The sequence below is a fragment of the Neorhizobium sp. SHOUNA12A genome (assembly GCF_023006505.1).
In the GTDB taxonomy this organism is placed as follows: Bacteria; Pseudomonadota; Alphaproteobacteria; order Rhizobiales; family Rhizobiaceae; genus Neorhizobium.
The window spans coordinates 24,797-44,413 of the sequence record NZ_JALBGV010000049.1 but is presented as its reverse complement, the minus strand read 5'-3'; the positions used below and the strand labels follow the sequence as shown (position 1 = coordinate 44,413).

Sequence of the window (19,617 nt, the reverse complement as noted above, 5' to 3'; positions counted from 1 at the left end):
CGCCGAGCTTCAGGCCGGCGGCATCGGCAAAACCAGCGAGCGCGGCGGGCGCTTCGGCGAGCGGAAGCTGCAGCGTCAGGAACTCGCGCAGCAGCAGCAGCGCCGTGCCGTCCAGCCGGGTTTCGGCCAGTTCCAGCTTTTCCTTCAGCCTTCTCGCGATCTCGGTCGGCGAACGGCTGGCATTGGTGGAATACCCGGTTTCCTGCATGGTGCGGTCGATGCGGGCGACGAGATCCGCCTCGTTGTCCGAAGCGATCAGTTCGGCGATCTCCGGATCAAGGCCGGTGACCGGCTGGGGCCTGGCGAGCCGTTCCAGCAGCGCTTCGAGATGGGCCATGTCGCCGAACGCGTGGATCAGCCGCCGCTGCCAGCCGAACGGCAGGCCAAGCGCCTTGACCACCGCCTCGAACACCGCCTGGTCGCCGAGTGTGAGCGCGAGCTTGCTGCCGGGCAGCAGCGCTTTCAGGATGCCGGTCGCATCGCCAATCGCGCGGGCGTCGGAACTGGCGATATCCTTATTCCCGAGATCCTCGATGCCGGCCTGATAAAATTCGTGGGAACCCTCGCGGCGCTGGCGGAAAACCTCGCCAAGATAGGAATAGCGTTTCGGGGTGCCGGTTGCGGTTTCGATGTGGCGCAGGCAGACCGGAATGGTGAATTCCGGCCGCAGGCAGAGATTGGCGCCGGTCTCGCTTTCGGTGAGGAAAATCCGACGGCGCAGATCCTCGCCGGCCATGTCGAGGAAGGGTTCGGCCGGCTGAATGACCGGCGTGTTGACCCGCTCGGTGCGGCGTGCGGCGAATTCGGCGAGGAGGTCGGCGGAGAAATCGGGCATGTCGATCAGGGGCATGGGGTCGCTCCCCAGGAATACCCCCCTCTGCCCTGCCGGGCATCTCCCCCACAAGGGGGGAGATCACAAGCGGCATGACCGACGCCCCCGAAGGAGCGCTGCGAAGGACGCGACGTTAGATAGGAAGTGGTGAGCAGTAGCCCAGCCGATCTCCCCCCTTGTGGGGGAGATGTCCGGCAGGACAGAGGGGGGTAGAGCTCACGCATTGCCCGCCCTTTTCCGATCCTCCGCCTGAGCGGCGAGAATCTCCTTCACCTTGGCGACCAGATCCGCCTCGGGAACGGTTTCCTGCGCCACACGCGCCTCGCGCCAGCTGGCATTGTCCTCGATCTCGCCGGAAAGGCGCTTGCCTTCGATCAGGTCCTTCAACTGCACGACGCCCTCTGCCCGCTCGTCGCCGCCCTGGATGATGGCGATCGGGCAGCCGCGGCGGTCGGCATATTTCAACTGGTTGCCGAATTTCTTCCAGTTGCCCTGGTACATCTCGGCGCGGATGCCTTCGTTGCGCAGCGCCTGGGTGAAGCGCTGGTAACGGCCCATGCTCTCGACATCGCCATCCATGACGGTGACCAGAACCGGTGCGATCACTTCGCCCTGGCCGAGCTTGCCGAGGTTCTTCAGCGCCGTCATCAGGCGCGAGACGCCGATCGAGAAGCCGGTCGCCGGAACCGGCTGGCCCATGAAGCGCGACACAAGGCCATCATAACGCCCGCCGCCACCGACCGAGCCGAACACGACTTTTTCGCCCTTCTCGTTAGTGACGTCGAAGAGAAGTTCAGCTTCGTAAACGGGGCCGGTGTAATATTCGAGACCACGGATGACCGACGGGTCGAGCTTCACGCGCTCTTCTCCATCAGTACCCATCTTCGCGTAACCTGCTGCTGCGGCCAGCTTATGGATGGTGATCAATTCTTCGATCCCCTCGGACAGAACATTGTTCTCGCCCAAAAACTTCAAGCCTTTACGGACCTCATTATATTGCTGCTCCGCCATTTTCGGCGAGCTGCGGATGAAGCGAGCAGCGTCGGGAAAATATGCTTCTGTAATTCGCGCAGCAAAATCCTTAAATCGCTGAAGGTCGTAGATTTGCCTCGATGTTAATTTCGCACCAGAGGTGAAGTCCCCACTTTCATCCTTACGACCTTCGCCAAGAAGCTTTGCAACTTCTTCCCAGCTAAACTTATCCAATTTATCCAACGAGCGAAGTACAATGGTCCGCTGGCCAGCCTTGTCGTCGCCGCCAAGCCCGATCGCCTCCATGACGCCGTCCAGAACCTTGCGGTTGTTCACCCGGATCACGTAGTCGCCACGCCTGATGCCGAGCGCTTCCATCGTATCGGCCATCATCATGCACATTTCGGCATCCGCCTGGACGCCCGGCGCGCCGACCGTATCGGCGTCAAACTGCATGAACTGGCGGAAACGGCCAGGACCCGGCTTTTCATTGCGGAAGACGTAACCGGCGCGATAGGTGCGGAACGGCAGCTGGATCTCGTTGAAGTTTTCCGCGACATGGCGGGCGAGCGGCGCGGTCAGGTCGTAGCGCAGGCTCATCCACTGGTCGTCGTCGTCCTGCAGCGAGAACACGCCCTCGTTCGGGCGGTCGCTGTCGGGCAGGAATTTTCCAAGCGCATCGGTATATTCAAACAGCGGCGTCTCGACCGGGTCGAAACCGTAACGCTCGTAGACTTCGCGGATCTTCGCGGTCATCTCGTTGGTGGCGTGGATATCGGCGGCGGAACGATCGACGAAGCCGCGCGGCAGGCGGGCTTTGAGTTTCTGCGGTTTCTTGCTCTTGTCGTTCATGATCGGAATTCCATTGCCAAAGGCCCCGGAGAGGCCGGATTTGTGTGCGGTTTCTTAGAGGATAGAGGCCTGAGCGGCAAGGGCGGCGGCTGGTGAAGACGCGGGCGCGATGCTATATATTATACCCCTGAAGGGGCAAAGGTCATGAGCAAACGCGTCGCCATTGAAATCCCGGAGGCAATGTATGGTTTGCTCAGCCGCTATGCGGATATCCATGGCTTCGATACCGATGCCTATGTCGCGCAAGTCCTGCATCGTCATCTGGAAGATCTGCATGACATTGCTGCAGCAGATCGTGCGATGGAAGAAATTCGAAATGGTAATTCTAGTACCTACACGATGGAACAGCTTGAACGCGAGGTTGGATTAGAGAATTGAAAGCCGGCCACCGCAGCAAGGTCTATCGCTAACTCATGCTCACTGAAGCCATCCAATACGCCTCGACCTCGCTGGTCACGCCCAAAAAATTCCGTCCCTTCATCCATTCATCGGTCAGCCTGTGGTCGCGGGCCGGGCGGTGCGCGAAGGATTGGGCAGCGCATGAGGAGAACTGCAAGACCTTCATTCGCGAGACGGTCGCTGGCATAAAGCAGCGGCGGACCTGCGTCGTGCTGGGTTCGGGCCTGCTGCGCGACGTGCCGATCGATGATCTTTCGGAAAAATTCGATACGGTGGTGCTGGTCGACCTCGTGCATCTGGCGAGCGTGCGAATGCGGCTGAAGGGGAAGCGGTTCCGAAATGTCCGGCTGATTTCGCGCGACCTCTCCGGCTTCGACGATGCGGTCACAGCCAAGGTTCCGGAGCCGCTGTCGTTCCTGCGGCAGGTGCCGTATCTCGATCTCGTCGTCTCGGCCAATATCCTGTCGCAGATCGGGGTGGGATCGAAACGCCGGCTGGAGGCCGAAAACACTCCCGCGCGTGAGGAAATCTTGCAGCGACTGGTCCGGGCGCATCTCGATGGCCTTGCCGCACTGCCCTGCAAAACGGCTCTGATCACCGACACCGCCTATCGCGTCGCCGATCGGGCAGGCCAGGTGCTGGAAGAGGCCGACCTGTTCTGCGGCGTGCCGGCGCCGGCTGCGAAACGGGCCTGGACCTGGCCGGTCGCGCCTTATGGCGAACTCAGCAAGGTGTATCAGGCGGTGCACGATGTCATCGCCTTGTGATGTCCGCGCGGTTGATTTCCGCGAAGACGACCGTAGATTCAGAACCATGTCACGTTCCGCCGCCATTTTGATGTTCTTTGCCTGGCTCCTTTACGGGGCCATGCCGGCGGTCGGCATGCCTTACATGCAGGCGGCGAGCCCAGCGGCCGTGCAGGATCATTCGCAGCATCACGACCATGGCAAGGCGACCGAAACGGCGAAGGCCGGGCATTCCCATGGGTCATCGCAGCAGCCATGCCCGCATGGCGGCAAGACCTGCGTGACGCCGTTATGCGCCGCCTGTCTGACGCTGCTGCCGGAAATGGCGATCGGCGACGATGGCCGGTTCGCCCATGCCTACCCCTCGCCGGCCATCGAGCAGGCGCTCGCCTCTCCGGCAGCCGCGCCGCTGACGCCGCCTCCCCGAGCCTGACGTAATTAAAATCTACGTCATCATCAAAATTCTGTCGGACACGGAAAAGGAAACCCTATGTCTGCAAAAATCGTTCTCATGACCGCCGTCCTCTCCGCTCTCATGACCGGCTCGCTCGCCGCGCAGGAGATGAAAGGAATGGACCACTCCAAGATGGGCACGTCGACCGGCGGCAGCCCCTCCACCAAGGCATTCCAAGATGCGAATGCCAAGATGCACAAGGATATGGCGATCCAGTATTCCGGTGATACGGATGCGGATTTCGTGCGCAGCATGATCCCGCATCACCGGGGCGCAATCGACATGGCCAAGGTCGAACTTGCACACGGCAAGGATCCGGAAATCCGCAAGCTGGCGCAAGCCGTCATCAAGGCGCAGGAGGCTGAAATCGCCGACATGCAGGCCTGGTTGAAGGCGCACGGCAAGTAACAAGCCCTCATGCAGATCGGCGCCGGGCAGGCTTTCGTCTTGCCCGGCGCTTTCTTTTTCGCCATATCAGCGGGTGGAGGCAGATCCATGCGCCCGATTACCGCCATCGGCTTCGATGCCGACGACACGCTCTGGCAGAACGAACAGTATTACCGGCTGACGGAGGAGCACTTCGCCCGACTGCTCGGCGAATTCGCCGAAGGTGCGCAGATTGCCGAGCGGTTGCTCGAAGCGGAAAAGCGCAATCTTTCCCATTACGGCTTCGGCATCAAAGGGTTCACCCTGTCGATGATCGAGACGGCGATCGAAATCACCAACGGCAAGGTGCCGACCAGGACGATCAGCGAGATCCTCGATATCGGCCGCGACCTGTTGCGCCATCCGGTCGAAACCCTGCCGCATGTGGAAGAGACGCTGGAGACCTTGAACGGCGAATATCTGCTGGTGCTGATCACCAAGGGGGACCTGTTCGACCAGGAGCGCAAGCTTGCGCAATCCGGCCTCGGCGATTTCTTCGATGCGGTCGAGATCGTCAGCGAGAAAAACGCCACCACCTATCGTCGCATCTTTTCCAAAGTGGCGGACGGGCCGGAACGGGCGATGATGGTCGGCAATTCGCTCAAATCCGATATCGTGCCGGCGATTGCGGCGGGAAGCTACGGCGTGTTCGTGCCGCATGCGCTGACCTGGATCCTGGAGCACGTGGACGCGCCGACCACGGCGCCGCGCTTCCACCAGATCGAACATCTCGGCGAGCTGCCCTCGATCCTCCAGAAAATCACGGCCGCCTGAATTTCAATCTCAGTTCATCGACCTCGCGCTGGCAGAAACAGCCTTCGAGATGGTCGTTGACCATGCCCATGGCCTGCATGAAGGCGTAGACGGTGGTCGGACCGACGAAGGTCCAGCCGCGCTTCTTCAGGGCCTTCGACAGTTGCACGGAAACCGGCGTGGTGGGATTGGCCCGGAGCGTGGCGAGGTCCATCACCGCCGGACGCAGATGCGGGCCAGGCTCGAAGCTCCAGAAGAACTTGGCAAGCGAGCCGAACTCGCGCTTCAGGTCGATGGCGCGGGCGGCATTGTTGATGGTCGAGACGATCTTGCCGCGATGGCGGATGATGCCGGCATCGGCGAGGCAACGGGCGATATCCTCCTCGCCGAACTGCGCGATTTTTTCGAAATCGAAACCGGCAAAGGCGGCGCGGAAGTTCTCACGTTTCCTCAAGATCGTCAGCCAGGACAGGCCGGACTGGAACCCTTCGAGGCAGATCTTCTCGAACAGGCGGATATCGTCCGTCACCGGCCGGCCCCATTCCTCGTCGTGATAGTGCCGATAGTCTTCGAGACCGCCATGCCAGGCGCAACGCCCCTTGCCGTCTTCGCCGACGATGATTCCCGCCTTTTCCATTCCTGCTCCCCTGGCCATTTTCCTTGGTCCGACCGCTGTGGTTAACCGGTTTTGCGCGGCTTTAACATTGGTCAACCATGTTTCAAAACCGGGCGGTAACCCTGCCAAAAGGTTTATAGGCCGGCCGGCTTTGAATGTTCCACCCGTTTACCATTCGCTTTCACCTCGCGGTCACCATGTTCGTCAACACCGACGCCAAATTATCCAAGTGTTTGAGGGCGTCCGGTCGGTGATTTGTAACGTGTGGATCCGATCATGAAGAAAACCCTTTTCCTGGCCTTCGGCCTTGCCGCCGCCTTTTCCAGTTCCGCCACGCTTGCCCAGGACCGCTATCGCGAGCGCCCGCCCGTGGTCGTCAGCCCCGATCTCGCCGCCCCATGGGTGATGCAGCTTGCCGGCCCGAACGGCCGCCCAGTTGTCTATCCGCGCCAGGCCGCCCAGCCGCGCCCGGTCTACCAACAACGTGAAGCCTACCAGCAGCGCGAGCAGCAGCCGATGGTTCGCCGCGGCATCTTCGACCGCTCGCCGGCCCAACAGGTCGCGATGCGGCCACAGCCGATCCGCGGCCAGATCGAACCGCAGTTCCTGCCGCAGACAGTCGCCTACGACAGCAAGGAAAAGGCCGGCACGATCGTCATCGATACCAATAACCGCTTCCTCTATCTGGTCACGGGCGATGGCCAGGCACGCCGTTACGGCGTCGGCGTCGGCAAACCGGGCTTCGAATGGGCCGGCGAGCACCGGGTGACCCGCAAGTCCGAATGGCCGGACTGGACGCCGCCATCCGAAATGATCCAGCGCGAAGCCGTCAAGGGTCACTATCTGCCGGCCCGCATGGACGGCGGCCCGGAAAACCCGCTCGGCGCCCGCGCCATGTATCTCGGCTCGACGCTCTACCGCATCCACGGCACCAACGCCCCCTGGACGATCGGCAGCGCGGTCTCTTCCGGCTGCATCCGCATGCGCAACGAAGATGTGACGGATCTTTACGAACGGGTGAATATCGGCACCAAGGTCATCGTCATGTAATGCCGGCAATTGCCGAAGGTGAGGCGGCGGAGACACAGTCCCGCCGCCTTTTTGCCATCACATGTTCTTTATTAGACCTGTCCCTGCTTGCTTTGATGCCCGAGTCGGCTAGTTTTTGCCGCTCAACACATCGGAGAGGATTTGGGAATGAGGACAGGCAAGACCCTTGCTATGGCCATGGGGATGGCTGGCGTGATCTTCTTTACCGCCGGGCATGCGAGCGCAATCAGCCCGGCAGCGCCGTTTATCGAACGCCCGGCAAGCGACGTGACGCTGGTCGCAATACCGCGGGAAGTGCCGGAAGAATTCAAGCGCCGCATGGTGCGCTTCTCTTCGACCGAAAAGCCCGGCACGATCATCATCGATACCAACAACAAGTTCCTCTATTATATCGAAGGCCCCAACCGGGCGACCCGCTACGGCATCGGCGTCGGGCGCGAAGGGTTCGGCTGGTCGGGCGTCGTCAATGTCGGCCGCAAGGCGGAATGGCCCTCCTGGACGCCGCCGGCCGAGATGCGCGTTCGTGAACGTCGCGCCGGCCGTATTCTGCCGGCCGTGCAGGAAGGCGGGATCGACAACCCGCTCGGCGCCCGCGCCATGTATCTCTACAAGGGCGGCCGCGACACGATCTTCCGCATCCACGGCACCAACCAGCCCTGGACGATCGGCCTCAACATGTCGTCCGGCTGCATCCGCATGATGAACAAGGATGTCGAGCATCTTTATTCGCGCGCCGACATCGGCACCAAGGTGATCGTCATCGGCCCCGGCAACCGGCAGGGGAAAGTCGATTTCGAAGATCGCGGGATCGACATTTTCGCCACTATTTTCGGCGGTTGAACCACCAAGCAAAGATCCGGAGAGCGGCGAAAGCCGCTCTTTTTCACGGGTTTAGGTTTCGTTAACCATAACTGGCTTAGCTTCGTCAGCGACTGGTGCAAAAAAAGCACAGACCGGCGATGCATCCGCCGCTAAACATTGAGTCATCAAAGAGCCAACGTCCCTCCCTGCAGGCTGATTCATGCGCAAAATTCTTTCTCTCGCCTTCGCATCCACGCTTCTCACCGCTGGTCTTGCTTATATTGCTCCGGCTCAAGCGGCCGACCTGACCCCGGCCAATCCCGCCTATGTCGCCCCCGTCAGCACCGGAGGATTTGAAGTCTCCGTTTACGGCGGCTACGAATTCGCGCCGCATTCCCATGTGGACGTGTCCGACGGACCGGATTTCGCAGCCGGCTGGGATACCAATCCTTTCCAGATGCCCCCCTACTGGGGTGTCCGCGGCACCTACTGGTTCGACGGCGGCGCCCTCTCGAACTGGGGCGTCTCGCTCGATTACACCCACGCCAAGGTTTATGCCGACGACGAGACGATGGCCAAGGCTGGCGGCTGGAGCGTCTTCGAATTTACCGACGGCCTCAACCTCCTGACGGTCAACGCGCTCTACAAGTTCCCGATCGAGGGCAGCCGGTGGACGCCTTATGTCGGCGCCGGTGTCGGTATCAACGTGCCGCATGTCGAAGTGACCCGCGCTTCCGGCCGCACCTTCGAATATCAGTTCGGCGGTGCGACGATCCAGGCCCAGGCCGGCGTGAAGTACCAGCTGACCGAAAAGTGGTCGATGTTTGCCGAATACAAGGGCAACTACTCGTTCGTGGATGTGGATATCGACAGCGGTGCTTCGCTGAAGACCAACATCCTGACGCACGCCATCAACCTTGGCGTCTCCTACAAGTTCTAAGGCTTCGGGCCTTTGACGAAAAAAGCCGGCGATTTCGCCGGCTTTTTTATTGGGTCTTTTTATCTGGCCGGGATCTTTTCCGGCTTCGGTCCGCCATAGGCCCAGTCCAGAAGCTCCACCGTGTGCAGGATCGGGATTGTGGTGCCGGAGGCGATCTGGGTGATGCAGCCGATATTGCCGGTGGCGATCACGTCCGCCTTGGTGGCCTCGATATTCCTGACCTTGCGGGCCTTCAACTGCTCCGAGATTTCCGGCTGCAGGATATTGTAGGTGCCGGCCGAACCGCAGCAGAGATGCCCCTCCCCCGGGTCGCGGACGGTAAAGCCCGCCGCCTTCAGGAGGTTCTTGGGCGCCATGGTGATCTTCTGACCGTGCTGCATCGAACAGGCGGAGTGATAGGCGACGTTGAGCCGCTTCGGCTCCAGCCTCGGCAGGTCGAGCGTCGACAGATATTCGGTAATGTCCCTGGCAAGGCTCGAAATCCTTGCCGCCTTGTCCGCATAGGCCGGATCGAGGCGAAGCATGTGGCCGTAATCCTTGATCGTCGTGCCGCAGCCCGACGCGGTGATGATGATCGCATCGAGGCCGCCATTGTCGATCTCGCGCGTCCAGACATCGATATTGCGGCGGGCAAAATCGAGTGCCTGCTCTTCACGGCCCATGTGGTGAACGAGCGCGCCACAGCAGCCCTCGCCCTCCGGTACCACGACTTCGACACCGAACCGGGCGAGAAGCCGCAACGTCGCGTCGTTGATACCCGGATCCAGTACCGGCTGGGCGCAGCCCGACAGGATCGCGACACGGCCGCGCTTCTCGGCACCAGGCGCGCGAATGCCGGGGCTCGCGGAGTCGGAAACCTTGGGGGCAGATTTCGGCGCGAGGTCCAGCATTGCTCCCAACGGCCTTAGTGCCGGAACCCGCTTCAGGAGCGGGGCGAAGGGTCGGCCGAGCCTTGCAAGGCCGAGCGCGGTGCGGAAGCGGGCGGGATAGGGCAGCACGGCAGCAAGCAGGTTGCGGATCAACCGGTCGACCAGCGGGCGCCGGTAGGTGTTCTCGATATGGATGCGCGCATGATCGACCAGATGCATATAATCGACGCCGGAGGGACAGGTGGTGACGCAAGCAAGGCAGGAGAGACAACGGTCGATATGGGTGACCACTTCCTCATCCGCCGGCCTGCCGTTTTCCAGCATGTCCTTGATCAGGTAGATACGGCCGCGCGGGCTGTCGAGTTCGTTGCCGAGTGTCACATAGGTGGGACAGGTGGCAGTGCAGAAACCGCAATGCACACAACGGCGAAGGATCTGCTCGGATTCGGCCACATGCGGATCGGCAAGCTGAGCGAGGGTGAAGTTGGTTTGCATTTAATGGATATCCCTCGCGGAAGCTGCGTGTCGATCGGTGGCACTGCGTCCTGAAGCACACCCCCCTCTGTCCTGCCGGACATCTCCCCCACAAGGGGGGAGATCGAATCGCGGCAATGTCTCGCCAATTTCGACAGCGGTGATGGAGGCGGTATCGGCGCGCCCAGCCGATCTCCCCACCTGTGGGGGAGATGGCCGGCAGGCCAGAGGGGGGCGCCTGGGCACGACCGAAGACATATTCATCACCCCATCTTCCCCGGGCAAAAAATGCCCGCCGGGTCGAGTTTCTGTTTGACGCGGGCAGAAAGTGCCGCCACTGCGTCCGGCTGTGGCTCAAAAGCCTGCGTCCCCGCGCGCGCCGCATCCGACGCCCGCAGCAGCGTCGCATGCCCGCCGCCGAGAGCACGGATATAGCGGCGCACCAGTTCGGCTTCCGGATCGGCTTCCATGCGCATCCAGACCAACCCGCCCTGCCAGTCGTAAAAGGCATCGACGCCGGTTTCTAGCCGGAGGGCGGCGACGAGCTGGTGGCCCGCAGATGGGGCGATCGAGACGTGCCAGACGGGTTTCAGGGTTCCATCCGAATAGGGATAGACATCGCGGATCTGGCGCCAGAGCGTTTGGCTCTGCTCCAGGCCGAGCCGCGAGACCGGACCGAAGGCCTCCATGACGGCAGCGAGTTTTTCGGCACGCACGGAAACCGACGCGCCAAGGCCTTCAAGCCGCAGGACAGTCGCTTCGCCTTCCGGCAATCCACCGCCGAGGAAACGGAACCGGACGGTCTGAGGCAGGTGGGCGGCGCCCGATACTTCGACCGGCAGCGCCATCGCCGCCGCCATCGCCTTTGCGGCGGCCGCGTCGTCGAGGCCGGAGATGACGATGGTCTCCAACGTCTGCGGCACCGGCAACACCCGAAAAGTCACCTCGGTCAGAAAACCGAGCGTGCCGTGCGAGCCGGCGAGCAGTTTGACGAGATCGAGGCCGGTGACGTTCTTCATCACCCGGCCGCCGGCGCGGATCGCCTCGCCCCGGCCATTGATGAAGCGGATGCCGAGCAGGCTGTCGCGGGCAGCACCGGAGACGAAACGGCGCGGGCCAGAGACATTGGCCGCAAACACGCCGCCGATCGTCGGTTCGCCGAGCGTGCCCATCACGCCGCGATGATCCATCGGCTCGAAGGCCATCATCTGCCGGTTGGCGGCAAGCGCCGTCTCTATCTCGGCGACCGGCGTACCTGTCTTGACCGTCATCACCATTTCCGCCGGCTCGTAGTCGACGATGCCGGAAAGGCCGGTCGAGTTCATCATTTCGGCAGGCTCGACGGAGTTGCCGAAACCGGCGCGGGTATTGCCGCCGCACAGCGCAAGCTTCTTGCCGTCGCCGGCGGCATTGCGGATGATATAGGCGGCGTCCGCCTCGGAATTCGGGATCAGCGTCATGCGGCCGGCCGTCCATCCAGCGGAAAGACCTTGGACGGGTTGAGTATCCAGCCTTCGTCGAAGGCGTAGCGCACCGCCATCTGCTGGTTGAGGTCAGCCTCCGAATACTGGTGGCGCATCAGGTCGCGTTTTTCGATGCCGACGCCGTGTTCGCCGGTCAGGCAACCGCCGGCATCGACGCAGAGCTTCAGGATCTCGTTGCCGGCCTCTTCGGCCCTGGCCGCATCCTCGGGGTCGTTGGCATTGAACAGGATCAGCGGATGCATGTTGCCGTCGCCGGCATGGAAAACGTTGGCGACCCTGAGCCCGAAACGATCGACGATTTCGGAGGTCTTGTTAAGCACATAGGAGAGCTTGCCGAGCGGCACCGTGCCATCCATGCATATGTAATCGGCGATGCGGCCGGTGGCGCCGAAGGCGGATTTGCGGCCTTTCCAGATCAGCGCCGCCTCGGTTGCCGACTGGCTTTCGCGCACCGTCTTGACGCCGTGGCGTCCGGCGATCTCGACGATCGCCTTCAGCATCGCCTCCATTTCAGCCTCGGAACCCTCGACTTCGACGATCAGCAGCGCTTCCACGTCGAGCGGATAACCAGCATGGGCGAACGCCTCGCAGATCTCGATCGCCGGTTTGTCCATGAATTCGATGGCGACCGGAATGATGCCGGAGCCGATGATATCGGCAACGCAGGCACCTGCATGCTCGGACGTATCGAAGCCGAACAGGACCGGGCGGGCGCCTTCCGGCTTGGCGATCAGCCGCACTACCGCCTCGGTGACGATGCCGAGCTGGCCTTCCGAACCGCAGACGAGGCCGAGCAGGTCGTAACCCGCCGCATCCAGATGTTTGCCACCAAGCTCGATCACCGTGCCGTCAACCAGCACCATCTTCACGCCGAGCAGGTTGTTGGTGGTGACGCCGTATTTCAGACAGTGGGCGCCGCCGGAATTCATGCCGATATTGCCGCCAATGGTGCAGGCGAGCTGCGAGCTCGGGTCCGGCGCATAGAAAAACCCGTCGATGCCGACCGCTTCGGAAATGTTGAGGTTGGTGACGCCGGCCTGCACGGTGGCGGTGCGGTTGGCGTAGTCGACTTCCAGGATGCGCGACATCTTGGACAAGCCGAGCACGACCGCATCCTCCTGCGGGATGGCGCCGCCGGAAAGCGAGGTGCCGGCCCCGCGCGGCACGACCGGAATGCCATAACGATGACAGTATTTCATCACCGCGGCCACCTGCGCCGTGGTCTTCGGTAGAGCGACGGCAAGCGGCAGGCGGCGGTAGGAGACGAAGGCGTCGGTCTCGAACGGCACCAGTTCGCGTGCCTCATGGACCAGGCACTCGGGGGGCAAAAGCTCGGTCAGGTCGGCAATGATCGCCGCTCGGCGCGACAGCACCGCCTCGCGAGGCTTCAGAAAACTGATCGTATCGGCCACCGGCTCCTCCTAAAGACATTCAACTGGTATACTTTTTTTACCAGTGATACAAGAAGCCCGAACGCCCGGCTGGCATCACCCGATTGGAGACGGCAAAGTTGACGCATGAGCTTTTCGCGCCGGTGCCGCATGGTCGAACTGCGGACGAGGTCATCCTGCAGATCGAGAGCCTGATCCTGAACGGCGTGCTGCGCGACGGCGACCGCCTGCCGGGCGAGCGCGAGCTGGCGCAGAGGTTCGACGTTTCCCGGCCGATCCTGCGGGAGGCGCTGAAGGAGCTTGAGGCACGCGGGCTGCTCACCAGCCAGCATGGCGGCGGCACTTACGTGGCCGATATCGTCGGCCAGATCTTCTCGCCGCCGCTGGTCGCCCTGATCCGCCGGCATCAGCGGGCGGTTCACGACTATCTGGAATATCGTCGCCAGCTCGAAGGCATGACGGCGGAACTTGCCGCCGAACGTGCGACGGACACCGACAGGCAACTCATCGAGCGCATCCTGGAGACGATGCGCAGTGCGCATCGGGACGGGCGTTTCGAAGACGAGCTGACATCCGACGTCGAATTCCACAATGCCATCGGCGATGCGGCGCATAACATCATTCTCATGCATACCCTGCGCGCCTGCTACCGGTTGCTCAGCGACGGGATCTTTTATAACCGCCGCATCATCTTCAATGTCGGCAGCGCCCATAATGCGGTGATGACGCAGCATGAGGCGATCGGACAGGCGATATTGGACGGCGATCCTGCCAATGCCCGAAAGGCTGCGGAAGACCATATCGACTTCATCTCCAAGGTCACCAACGAGGCCGAACGTACCGGCGAATGGAGCCGGATCGCACAACTCAGGATGATGCAGACCAAAATTTGAGGCCGCTGCTGCGGATTGCCGGACGTCATGCACAGTTACAATTGAACACCTGTGCAAATTTCTATTGACGTGAAACCAAGTGGCCTCACAATGGTTATCGCGTCCGTGGTTGTTATCCACCGTGATTCTTCTCAAAAAAGCTGCCAGGGGTCGTTAATCCTCGCGCAAGCATTATATTAGTAAAATATCATCCTCTGGAGGACGAAACAGAAATTGGGCTTGATGGATCGGGTTACGAGCAATCTCAGGTTGATGCTGCAGCGGCCGCCGCGGCAGCAGTATGCTGCGCTTTGCTACCGGATAAAAAAGAAGCCGGGACAACTCGAGGTTCTTGTTGCGACCAGCCGCGATACCGGCCGCTGGGTCGTCCCCAAGGGCTGGCCGATGACCGACAAGAAGGCTCACCAGGTCGCCGAACGCGAAGCGTTCGAAGAGGTTGGCGTCAAGGGCAAGGTGGAAAAGGAACCGCTCGGTTTCTATCACTACCGCAAGACCCTCGATAACGGCCTGAAGATCCCTGTGCGGGTGCAGGTCCACGCGCTCGAAGTGGACGAATGCCTGAAAAGCTATCCGGAAAAGGGCTCTCGAACACTGGAATGGGTTTCCTGTGAAGAGGCCGCGATGCGCGTCAATGAGCCGGAACTGAAGATTCTCTTCCTGCAGTTTGCCGAACGAATGCAGCCGCGCGTTCCGCAGCTTGCAATCAAGGCTGCAAGTTAGAGCGCTTCGAAGCCCCTTCACGATTCCGCAATATTGCCTTCGCCTGCGCACGCTATTAAGCGATAGGCCTTGATTTCTTCCGGGAGGCGGAGACGGCAGGCAGTTCCGTTCTCGCGCCTCACTTTTCACCCAAGGATGGAGATATGGGCCAGAGAAGGCCGCGCCTGGCGAAGCCGACGCTCGACAAGGATTTGGAGAAATTCTCCTCCGTGGAGGAAGCCGCCCGGCAGATGTCGCGCGGGCTTGCCGCACCGGGAACGGCACTGCTGTTCATCATCCTCGTCGCCATCTTTGCGGCCGCCTACGTGACGGGCAAACCCGGAGCCGTCGTCGTCATCGCCGCTTCCGGGCTTGCTGCATACATGGCGATGAACATCGGTGCCAACGACGTCACCAACAATATCGGCGCGGCCGTCGGCGCCCGTGCCATGACCATGACCTTCGGTCTCGGGCTTGCGGCCGTCTTCGAAGTGGCAGGTGCCGTGATCGCCGGCCGGGGCGTCGCCAACACGATCGCCAACGGCATCATGCAGGGCGGCATGATCACCAGCCCCGACGTGCTGATATGGGCGATGATGGCGGCACTCCTCTCGGCCGCGGTGTTGATCAACGTCGCGACCTGGCTCGGCGCGCCGATTTCCACCACCCATTCGATCGTCGGCGGCGTCATGGGGGCCGGGATCGCGGCCGCTGGAGTTTCCGCAGTGAACTGGGGAACGATCGCAGGCATCACCGCAAGCTGGGTCTTTTCCCCGCTTCTCGGCGCCGTCATCGCCGCCGCCTTCCTGTTCTTTGTCAAGGAAACCATCATCTACCGCGAGGACAAGATCGCTGCGGCGAAGAAATGGGTGCCGGTGCTGATCGGCGTGATGACCGGCGCCTTTGCAGGCTATCTGGCGCTGCTCGGGCTGGGAGAACTGGTGGACGTCTCAACGCCGGTCGCGACGCTGATCGCCCTGTTGACGGGCCTCGGCGCCTGGCGCCTGCTGATCCCGGTGATCGCCCGGCAGGCCGAAGGGCTCGAAAACCGCAACCAGTCGCTTCGCACGCTCTTTCGCATTCCGCTCATCCTTTCCGCGGCGCTGCTCTCGTTCGCGCACGGTGCCAACGACGTTTCGAACGCCATCGGTCCGCTTGCCGCAATCGTTTCAGCGGCGCAAAGGGGTATTTCGGCCGGGGTGCACATTCCGCTGTGGGAACTGATCATCGGCGGCCTCGGCATCTCGCTCGGCCTGTTGCTTTACGGCCCGAAGCTGGTGCGGCTGGTCGGCGCCGAAATCACCAAGCTCAATCCGATGCGCGCCTATTGCGTCTCGCTGTCGACGGCACTGACCGTGATCGTCGCATCCTGGATCGGGCTGCCGGTCTCCTCGACCCATATTGCCGTCGGTGCGGTGTTCGGCGTCGGCTTCTTCCGCGAATGGTATACCCGCCATTCCCGCCGCCGCTTCGAATACATGCGGGTGCGGGCCGGCAAGGACCTCGATACCACCGAACCTTTCGAGCGCAATGACGACGAGCTGAAACGGCGTTACCTGGTGCGGCGCTCGCATTTTCTCAGCATCATAGCCGCCTGGACGATCACGCTTCCAGCGGCGGCCGCCCTTGCGGCGCTGATCGCCACCGCTATGTTCGCGCTGTTCGTCTAAGCTTCGAGGTTTCCATGCGCGCCAATTTCCGGATGCAGAGGCTGTTCATCGAGGCGCCGCTCGGCGGCGGTGCCCGTCATGAGGTGTCCTCGGAGCAGTTCAACTATCTCGCCAACGTGCTGAGGATGGAGGAAGGTTCGGCAATCCTGCTCTTCAACGGCCGCGACGGCGAATGGAAGGCGAGGATCACCTATCCGACCCGCAAGAAGATCGTGCTGGAAGCGATCGAGGAAACCCGGCCGCAGCCGCCAGCCTCCGACCTGCATTATCTCTTCGCGCCGCTGAAGGTCGGTCGCCTCGATTATCTGGTGCAGAAGGCGGTCGAGATGGGCGCGGGGTTCATCCAGCCGGTGATGACCCAGCATGTGCAGGGCAAGATCACCAGCATGGACCGGCTTCAGGCGAATGTGGTGGAGGCCGCCGAGCAGTGCGGCATTTTGTCGGTGCCGGAGGTCGCGCCGCCAAAGAAGCTCGGCGACCTGCTCGACAGCTGGCGCCACGATCGGCGCATCATCTTCTGCGACGAAGGCGACGAGGGCCAGAACCCGCTGCCGATCCTTACGGCAATCAAAGAGACAAAGCTGGCGCTGCTGGTCGGTCCGGAAGGCGGATTTTCGGACGAGGAAAGGGAAAGGCTGCGTTCGCTTTCCTTCGTCACCGCGATACCTCTCGGGCCCCGGATATTAAGGGCGGATACGGCCGCGGTCGCGGCGCTTGCGGTCATCCAGGCAGCGGTCGGCGACTGGCGGTGACCCGCTTGACATGACGGCCTTGAAATTCTGAATCTATCTTGAAAGAAATTCACTTGCAGCGCACATCAATCCGGTCCAATCAGCCGGCTATCCGTCTAGATCAGGCATTCCGAGCAAGGTAATTTTCATGGCCCGCGATACGACCGACCAGACACCGCTGACCTCGGTGTCCGAGCTTTCCGCCTACCTGGCGAAGGGAGCTCGGCCGAAGCAAGATTTCCGCATCGGCACGGAGCATGAAAAATTCGCCTTTTTCCGGGCGGACAACAGTCCGGTTCCCTATTTCGGCGACGCCAGCATTTCCGCGCTGCTGAAAGGCATGGAAAAGAAGCTCGGCTGGGAGCCGATCATGGACGGCGAGAACATCATCGGGCTCGGCGAGCAATCCGGCATGGGCGCGATTTCCATCGAGCCCGGCGGCCAGTTCGAGCTTTCCGGCGCACCGGTCGAGAGCATCCACCAGACCTGTCGGGAATCCAACCAGCATCTCGCGGTTCTGCGCGAGATCGCCGAACCGATGGGCATCCGTTTTCTCGGCATCGGCGGCAGCCCGAAATGGACGCTCGCGGAAACCCCGCGCATGCCGAAATCCCGCTACGACATCATGACGCGCTACATGCCGAAGGTCGGCTCAAAAGGCCTCGACATGATGTACCGCACCTGCACGATCCAGGTGAACCTCGACTTCTCCTCGGAGGAGGACATGGCCGCCAAGATGCGCGTGTCTATGAAGCTGCAGTCGATCGCCACCGCGCTGTTTGCGTCCTCCCCGTTCACCGAAGGCAAGCCGAACGGGCTGGTCTCCTGGCGCGGCGACATCTGGCGCGATACCGACAACCAGCGCTCCGGCGTGCTGCCCTTCGTGTTCAGGCAGGATTTCGGTTTTGCCGACTATGTGGAATGGGCGCTCGACGCGCCGATGTATTTCGTCGTCCGCGACGGCAAGTATCACGACTGCACGCATGTCACCTTCCGCCAGTTCATGAATGGCGCGCTGAAAGGCGAGATCAAGGACTGGGAGCCGACGATGGGCGACTGGACCAACCACCTTTCCACCCTCTTCCCCGACGTTCGCCTGAAGCGTTTCCTCGAAATGCGCGGCGCCGACGGCGGCCCGTGGCGGCGGATCTGTGCTCTGCCGGCCTTCTGGGTCGGTCTGCTTTATGACGACACCGCCCTTGCCGATGCCGAGACGCTGACGGCCGACTGGACGGTCGAGGACGTCGTCGCCATGCGCGATGCCGTGCCGGCGAAGGGCCTGAAGGCTGAAATCAAGGGCAAGTCGGTGCTCGACGTCGCCCGCGAGGCGGTGGCGATCTCCAAGGCGGGTTTGAAGGCGCGGGCGCGGCTGAACGGCGAAGGCCAGGACGAAAGCATCTTCCTGCAACCGCTTGACGAAGTGCTTGCCAAGAAGACGACCATGGCAGACGACATGCTGTCTCTCTATCACGGCCGCTGGAACGGGTCGGTCGAGCCGGTGTTCGAGGAATACCAATACTGACCAGATTGAGATCGGTTCTAAAAACCGGTTTCCGTTCAGCACTTTCCGGATATAGTGGTGCATCACCCGAACCGGAAAGGATTCTCTCCATGCTGCCACTGTTCGACATGATGCTCAGAGCTCAGGACGGCGCAGGCATGGAGGCGATCGCCAAGCAGTTCAACCTGGCTCAGGAACAGGCTACCCAGGCAATGGCGGCGCTGATGCCCGCCTTTTCCTCGGGGTTCAAGCGCACCAGCGCCAATCCTTACGACCTCACCTCGCTGATGAGCAGCATGGTGTCCGGCGCCTATGCGAAATATTTCGAGGACCTGACCAAGGCCTTCACGCCGCAGGGCACGATGGACGGCAATGCCGTACTCGAAAAGCTGTTCGGCTCCAAGGAAGTCTCCCGCGCGATCGCGGCCCAGGCCGAGCAGCTCACAGGGATCGGCCAGGAAGTCTTCAAGAAGATGATGCCGGCCATGGCCGACACACTGATGGGAGGGCTGTTCAAGCAGATGAGCGGGCAGCTGACCGGCGCCAACGAAGCGTTCGCCGCCTCGCCGATGGGACAGATGCAGCAGCAATGGCTGGAAAGCATGGGCCTGCAGCCGAAGGCGAAACCGCAGCCTGCCGCCAATCCCTTCGACAATCCCTTTGCCCAGGCGATGCGTTCCATGTGGGGGCTCGACAAGCCGGAGCAGCCGCAGCCTTCGAGCGGCAACCCGTTCGCGGACAATCCGTTTGCCAAGGCTTTCCAGGACATGATGGGCGGGGCCTTCGCGAGCCCGAGCAGCACGGCGGCCCCTGCACCGGAAAAGCCCAAGGACGCACCCGCGGCCGAGGCCAATCCCTATCGCGACGTGCTGAACAACATGTTCGACAGCGGGCTTGAAGTGCAGAAGAGCTACCAGAAGAACATGGAAGCGATCTTCGACACCTATCTGCGCAATGGCACAGGCACCAATGCCGAGCCGGCGGCGACGCCTGCCGCTCCAAAGCCTTCCAAATAAAAAAAAGCCCGGCACGGATCGACCGGCCGGGCAAGCAGCAGGGCTATT

At 61.8% G+C, this 19,617-nt stretch carries 20 protein-coding genes; 14 read left to right on the top strand and 6 right to left on the bottom strand.

The genetic code is table 11. From position 1 onward, the window contains the following. Together MOV63_RS20610 and hisS are read right to left on the bottom strand one after the other, a co-directional pair. The coding region (locus MOV63_RS20610) for an ATP phosphoribosyltransferase regulatory subunit (RefSeq protein ID WP_247036374.1) at nt 1-850 on the bottom strand (850 nt) is incomplete at its 3' end. A gap of 198 nt (nt 851-1,048) precedes the next feature. Further along, nucleotides 1,049-2,656 carry a histidine--tRNA ligase gene (hisS, locus tag MOV63_RS20605; protein ID WP_247036372.1) on the bottom strand — a complete coding sequence of 536 codons (1,608 nt, stop codon included), beginning with the start codon at nt 2,654-2,656 and terminating at the stop codon, nt 1,049-1,051. Between the two features lie 144 nt (nt 2,657-2,800). Between hisS and MOV63_RS20600 the strand changes: the two genes are divergently transcribed. From MOV63_RS20600 to MOV63_RS20580, 5 genes are all read left to right on the top strand, one after another. After that, the gene (locus MOV63_RS20600; RefSeq protein WP_247036370.1) at nt 2,801-3,034 is read left to right on the top strand and encodes a DUF6290 family protein; all 234 of its coding nucleotides are present in this window, start codon (nt 2,801-2,803) and stop codon (nt 3,032-3,034) included. A gap of 35 nt (nt 3,035-3,069) precedes the next feature. After that, nucleotides 3,070-3,822 carry a hypothetical protein gene (locus MOV63_RS20595; protein ID WP_247036368.1) on the top strand — a complete coding sequence of 251 codons (753 nt, stop codon included), beginning with the start codon at nt 3,070-3,072 and terminating at the stop codon, nt 3,820-3,822. A 46-nt stretch (nt 3,823-3,868) separates the two neighbouring features. After that, a complete protein-coding gene (locus MOV63_RS20590; protein ID WP_247036366.1) occupies nt 3,869-4,234 on the top strand; it encodes a hypothetical protein in 366 nt (121 codons plus the stop codon). A gap of 57 nt (nt 4,235-4,291) precedes the next feature. Then, entirely contained in the window at nt 4,292-4,663 is a 372-nt protein-coding gene (locus MOV63_RS20585; RefSeq protein ID WP_247036364.1) for a DUF305 domain-containing protein, read from the top strand. A gap of 87 nt (nt 4,664-4,750) precedes the next feature. Further along, nucleotides 4,751-5,455: an HAD family hydrolase gene (locus MOV63_RS20580; protein WP_038548757.1), complete on the top strand. Its 705-nt coding sequence runs from the start codon at nt 4,751-4,753 to the stop codon at nt 5,453-5,455. On the opposite strand, the gene MOV63_RS20575 is transcribed toward MOV63_RS20580, so the two are convergent. Next, nucleotides 5,442-6,071, bottom strand: coding sequence for a DNA-3-methyladenine glycosylase I (locus MOV63_RS20575; protein ID WP_247036363.1), 630 nt, complete (start codon nt 6,069-6,071; stop codon nt 5,442-5,444). The two genes, MOV63_RS20580 and MOV63_RS20575, sit on opposite strands and share 14 nt — an antisense overlap. Nucleotides 6,072-6,323: 252 nt before the next feature. Between MOV63_RS20575 and MOV63_RS20570 the strand changes: the two genes are divergently transcribed. The 3 genes from MOV63_RS20570 (at nt 6,324) to MOV63_RS20560 (ending at nt 8,841) form a co-directional block, all read left to right on the top strand. Continuing rightward, nucleotides 6,324-7,100 (top strand): L,D-transpeptidase, encoded by a 777-nt coding sequence (locus MOV63_RS20570; RefSeq protein ID WP_247036377.1) that lies wholly within the window; start codon nt 6,324-6,326, stop codon nt 7,098-7,100. 147 nt (nt 7,101-7,247) lie between these two features. Continuing rightward, nucleotides 7,248-7,940, top strand: a complete 693-nt coding sequence (locus MOV63_RS20565; RefSeq protein WP_247036361.1) for a L,D-transpeptidase — start codon at nt 7,248-7,250, stop codon at nt 7,938-7,940. Between the two features lie 181 nt (nt 7,941-8,121). Continuing rightward, a complete protein-coding gene (locus tag MOV63_RS20560; protein ID WP_038540142.1) occupies nt 8,122-8,841 on the top strand; it encodes an outer membrane protein in 720 nt (239 codons plus the stop codon). Nucleotides 8,842-8,900: 59 nt separating this feature from the next. Here MOV63_RS20560 and glcF read toward each other — a convergent pair whose 3' ends face one another. The 3 genes from glcF to MOV63_RS20545 all read right to left on the bottom strand — a co-directional run bounded on the left by glcF (nt 8,901) and on the right by MOV63_RS20545 (nt 13,080). Then, nucleotides 8,901-10,205, bottom strand: a complete 1,305-nt coding sequence (gene glcF, locus MOV63_RS20555) for a glycolate oxidase subunit GlcF (protein WP_247036360.1) — start codon at nt 10,203-10,205, stop codon at nt 8,901-8,903. Nucleotides 10,206-10,447: 242 nt separating this feature from the next. After that, the gene (locus MOV63_RS20550; protein ID WP_247036358.1) at nt 10,448-11,644 is read right to left on the bottom strand and encodes an FAD-binding protein; all 1,197 of its coding nucleotides are present in this window, start codon (nt 11,642-11,644) and stop codon (nt 10,448-10,450) included. After that, the gene (locus MOV63_RS20545; RefSeq protein WP_247036355.1) at nt 11,641-13,080 is read right to left on the bottom strand and encodes an FAD-linked oxidase C-terminal domain-containing protein; all 1,440 of its coding nucleotides are present in this window, start codon (nt 13,078-13,080) and stop codon (nt 11,641-11,643) included. The genes MOV63_RS20550 and MOV63_RS20545 overlap by 4 nt, the downstream gene beginning before the upstream one ends. Nucleotides 13,081-13,178: 98 nt before the next feature. Here MOV63_RS20545 and MOV63_RS20540 point away from each other — a divergent pair, with 98 nt between their 5' ends. From MOV63_RS20540 to MOV63_RS20515, 6 genes are all read left to right on the top strand, one after another. Continuing rightward, the gene (locus MOV63_RS20540) at nt 13,179-13,952 is read left to right on the top strand and encodes a FadR/GntR family transcriptional regulator (protein ID WP_247036346.1); all 774 of its coding nucleotides are present in this window, start codon (nt 13,179-13,181) and stop codon (nt 13,950-13,952) included. Nucleotides 13,953-14,165: 213 nt separating this feature from the next. Next, nucleotides 14,166-14,672 carry an NUDIX hydrolase gene (locus MOV63_RS20535; protein WP_105418566.1) on the top strand — a complete coding sequence of 169 codons (507 nt, stop codon included), beginning with the start codon at nt 14,166-14,168 and terminating at the stop codon, nt 14,670-14,672. Between the two features lie 143 nt (nt 14,673-14,815). After that, nucleotides 14,816-16,321 (top strand): inorganic phosphate transporter, encoded by a 1,506-nt coding sequence (locus MOV63_RS20530; RefSeq protein WP_247036345.1) that lies wholly within the window; start codon nt 14,816-14,818, stop codon nt 16,319-16,321. A gap of 14 nt (nt 16,322-16,335) precedes the next feature. Then, the gene (locus tag MOV63_RS20525; protein ID WP_247036344.1) at nt 16,336-17,073 is read left to right on the top strand and encodes a 16S rRNA (uracil(1498)-N(3))-methyltransferase; all 738 of its coding nucleotides are present in this window, start codon (nt 16,336-16,338) and stop codon (nt 17,071-17,073) included. 127 nt (nt 17,074-17,200) lie between these two features. After that, nucleotides 17,201-18,574 carry a glutamate--cysteine ligase gene (locus tag MOV63_RS20520; protein WP_247036342.1) on the top strand — a complete coding sequence of 458 codons (1,374 nt, stop codon included), beginning with the start codon at nt 17,201-17,203 and terminating at the stop codon, nt 18,572-18,574. Nucleotides 18,575-18,663: 89 nt separating this feature from the next. Next, nucleotides 18,664-19,569 (top strand): DUF937 domain-containing protein, encoded by a 906-nt coding sequence (locus tag MOV63_RS20515; RefSeq protein ID WP_247036340.1) that lies wholly within the window; start codon nt 18,664-18,666, stop codon nt 19,567-19,569. The last annotated feature ends 48 nt before the right edge of the window (nt 19,570-19,617 follow it).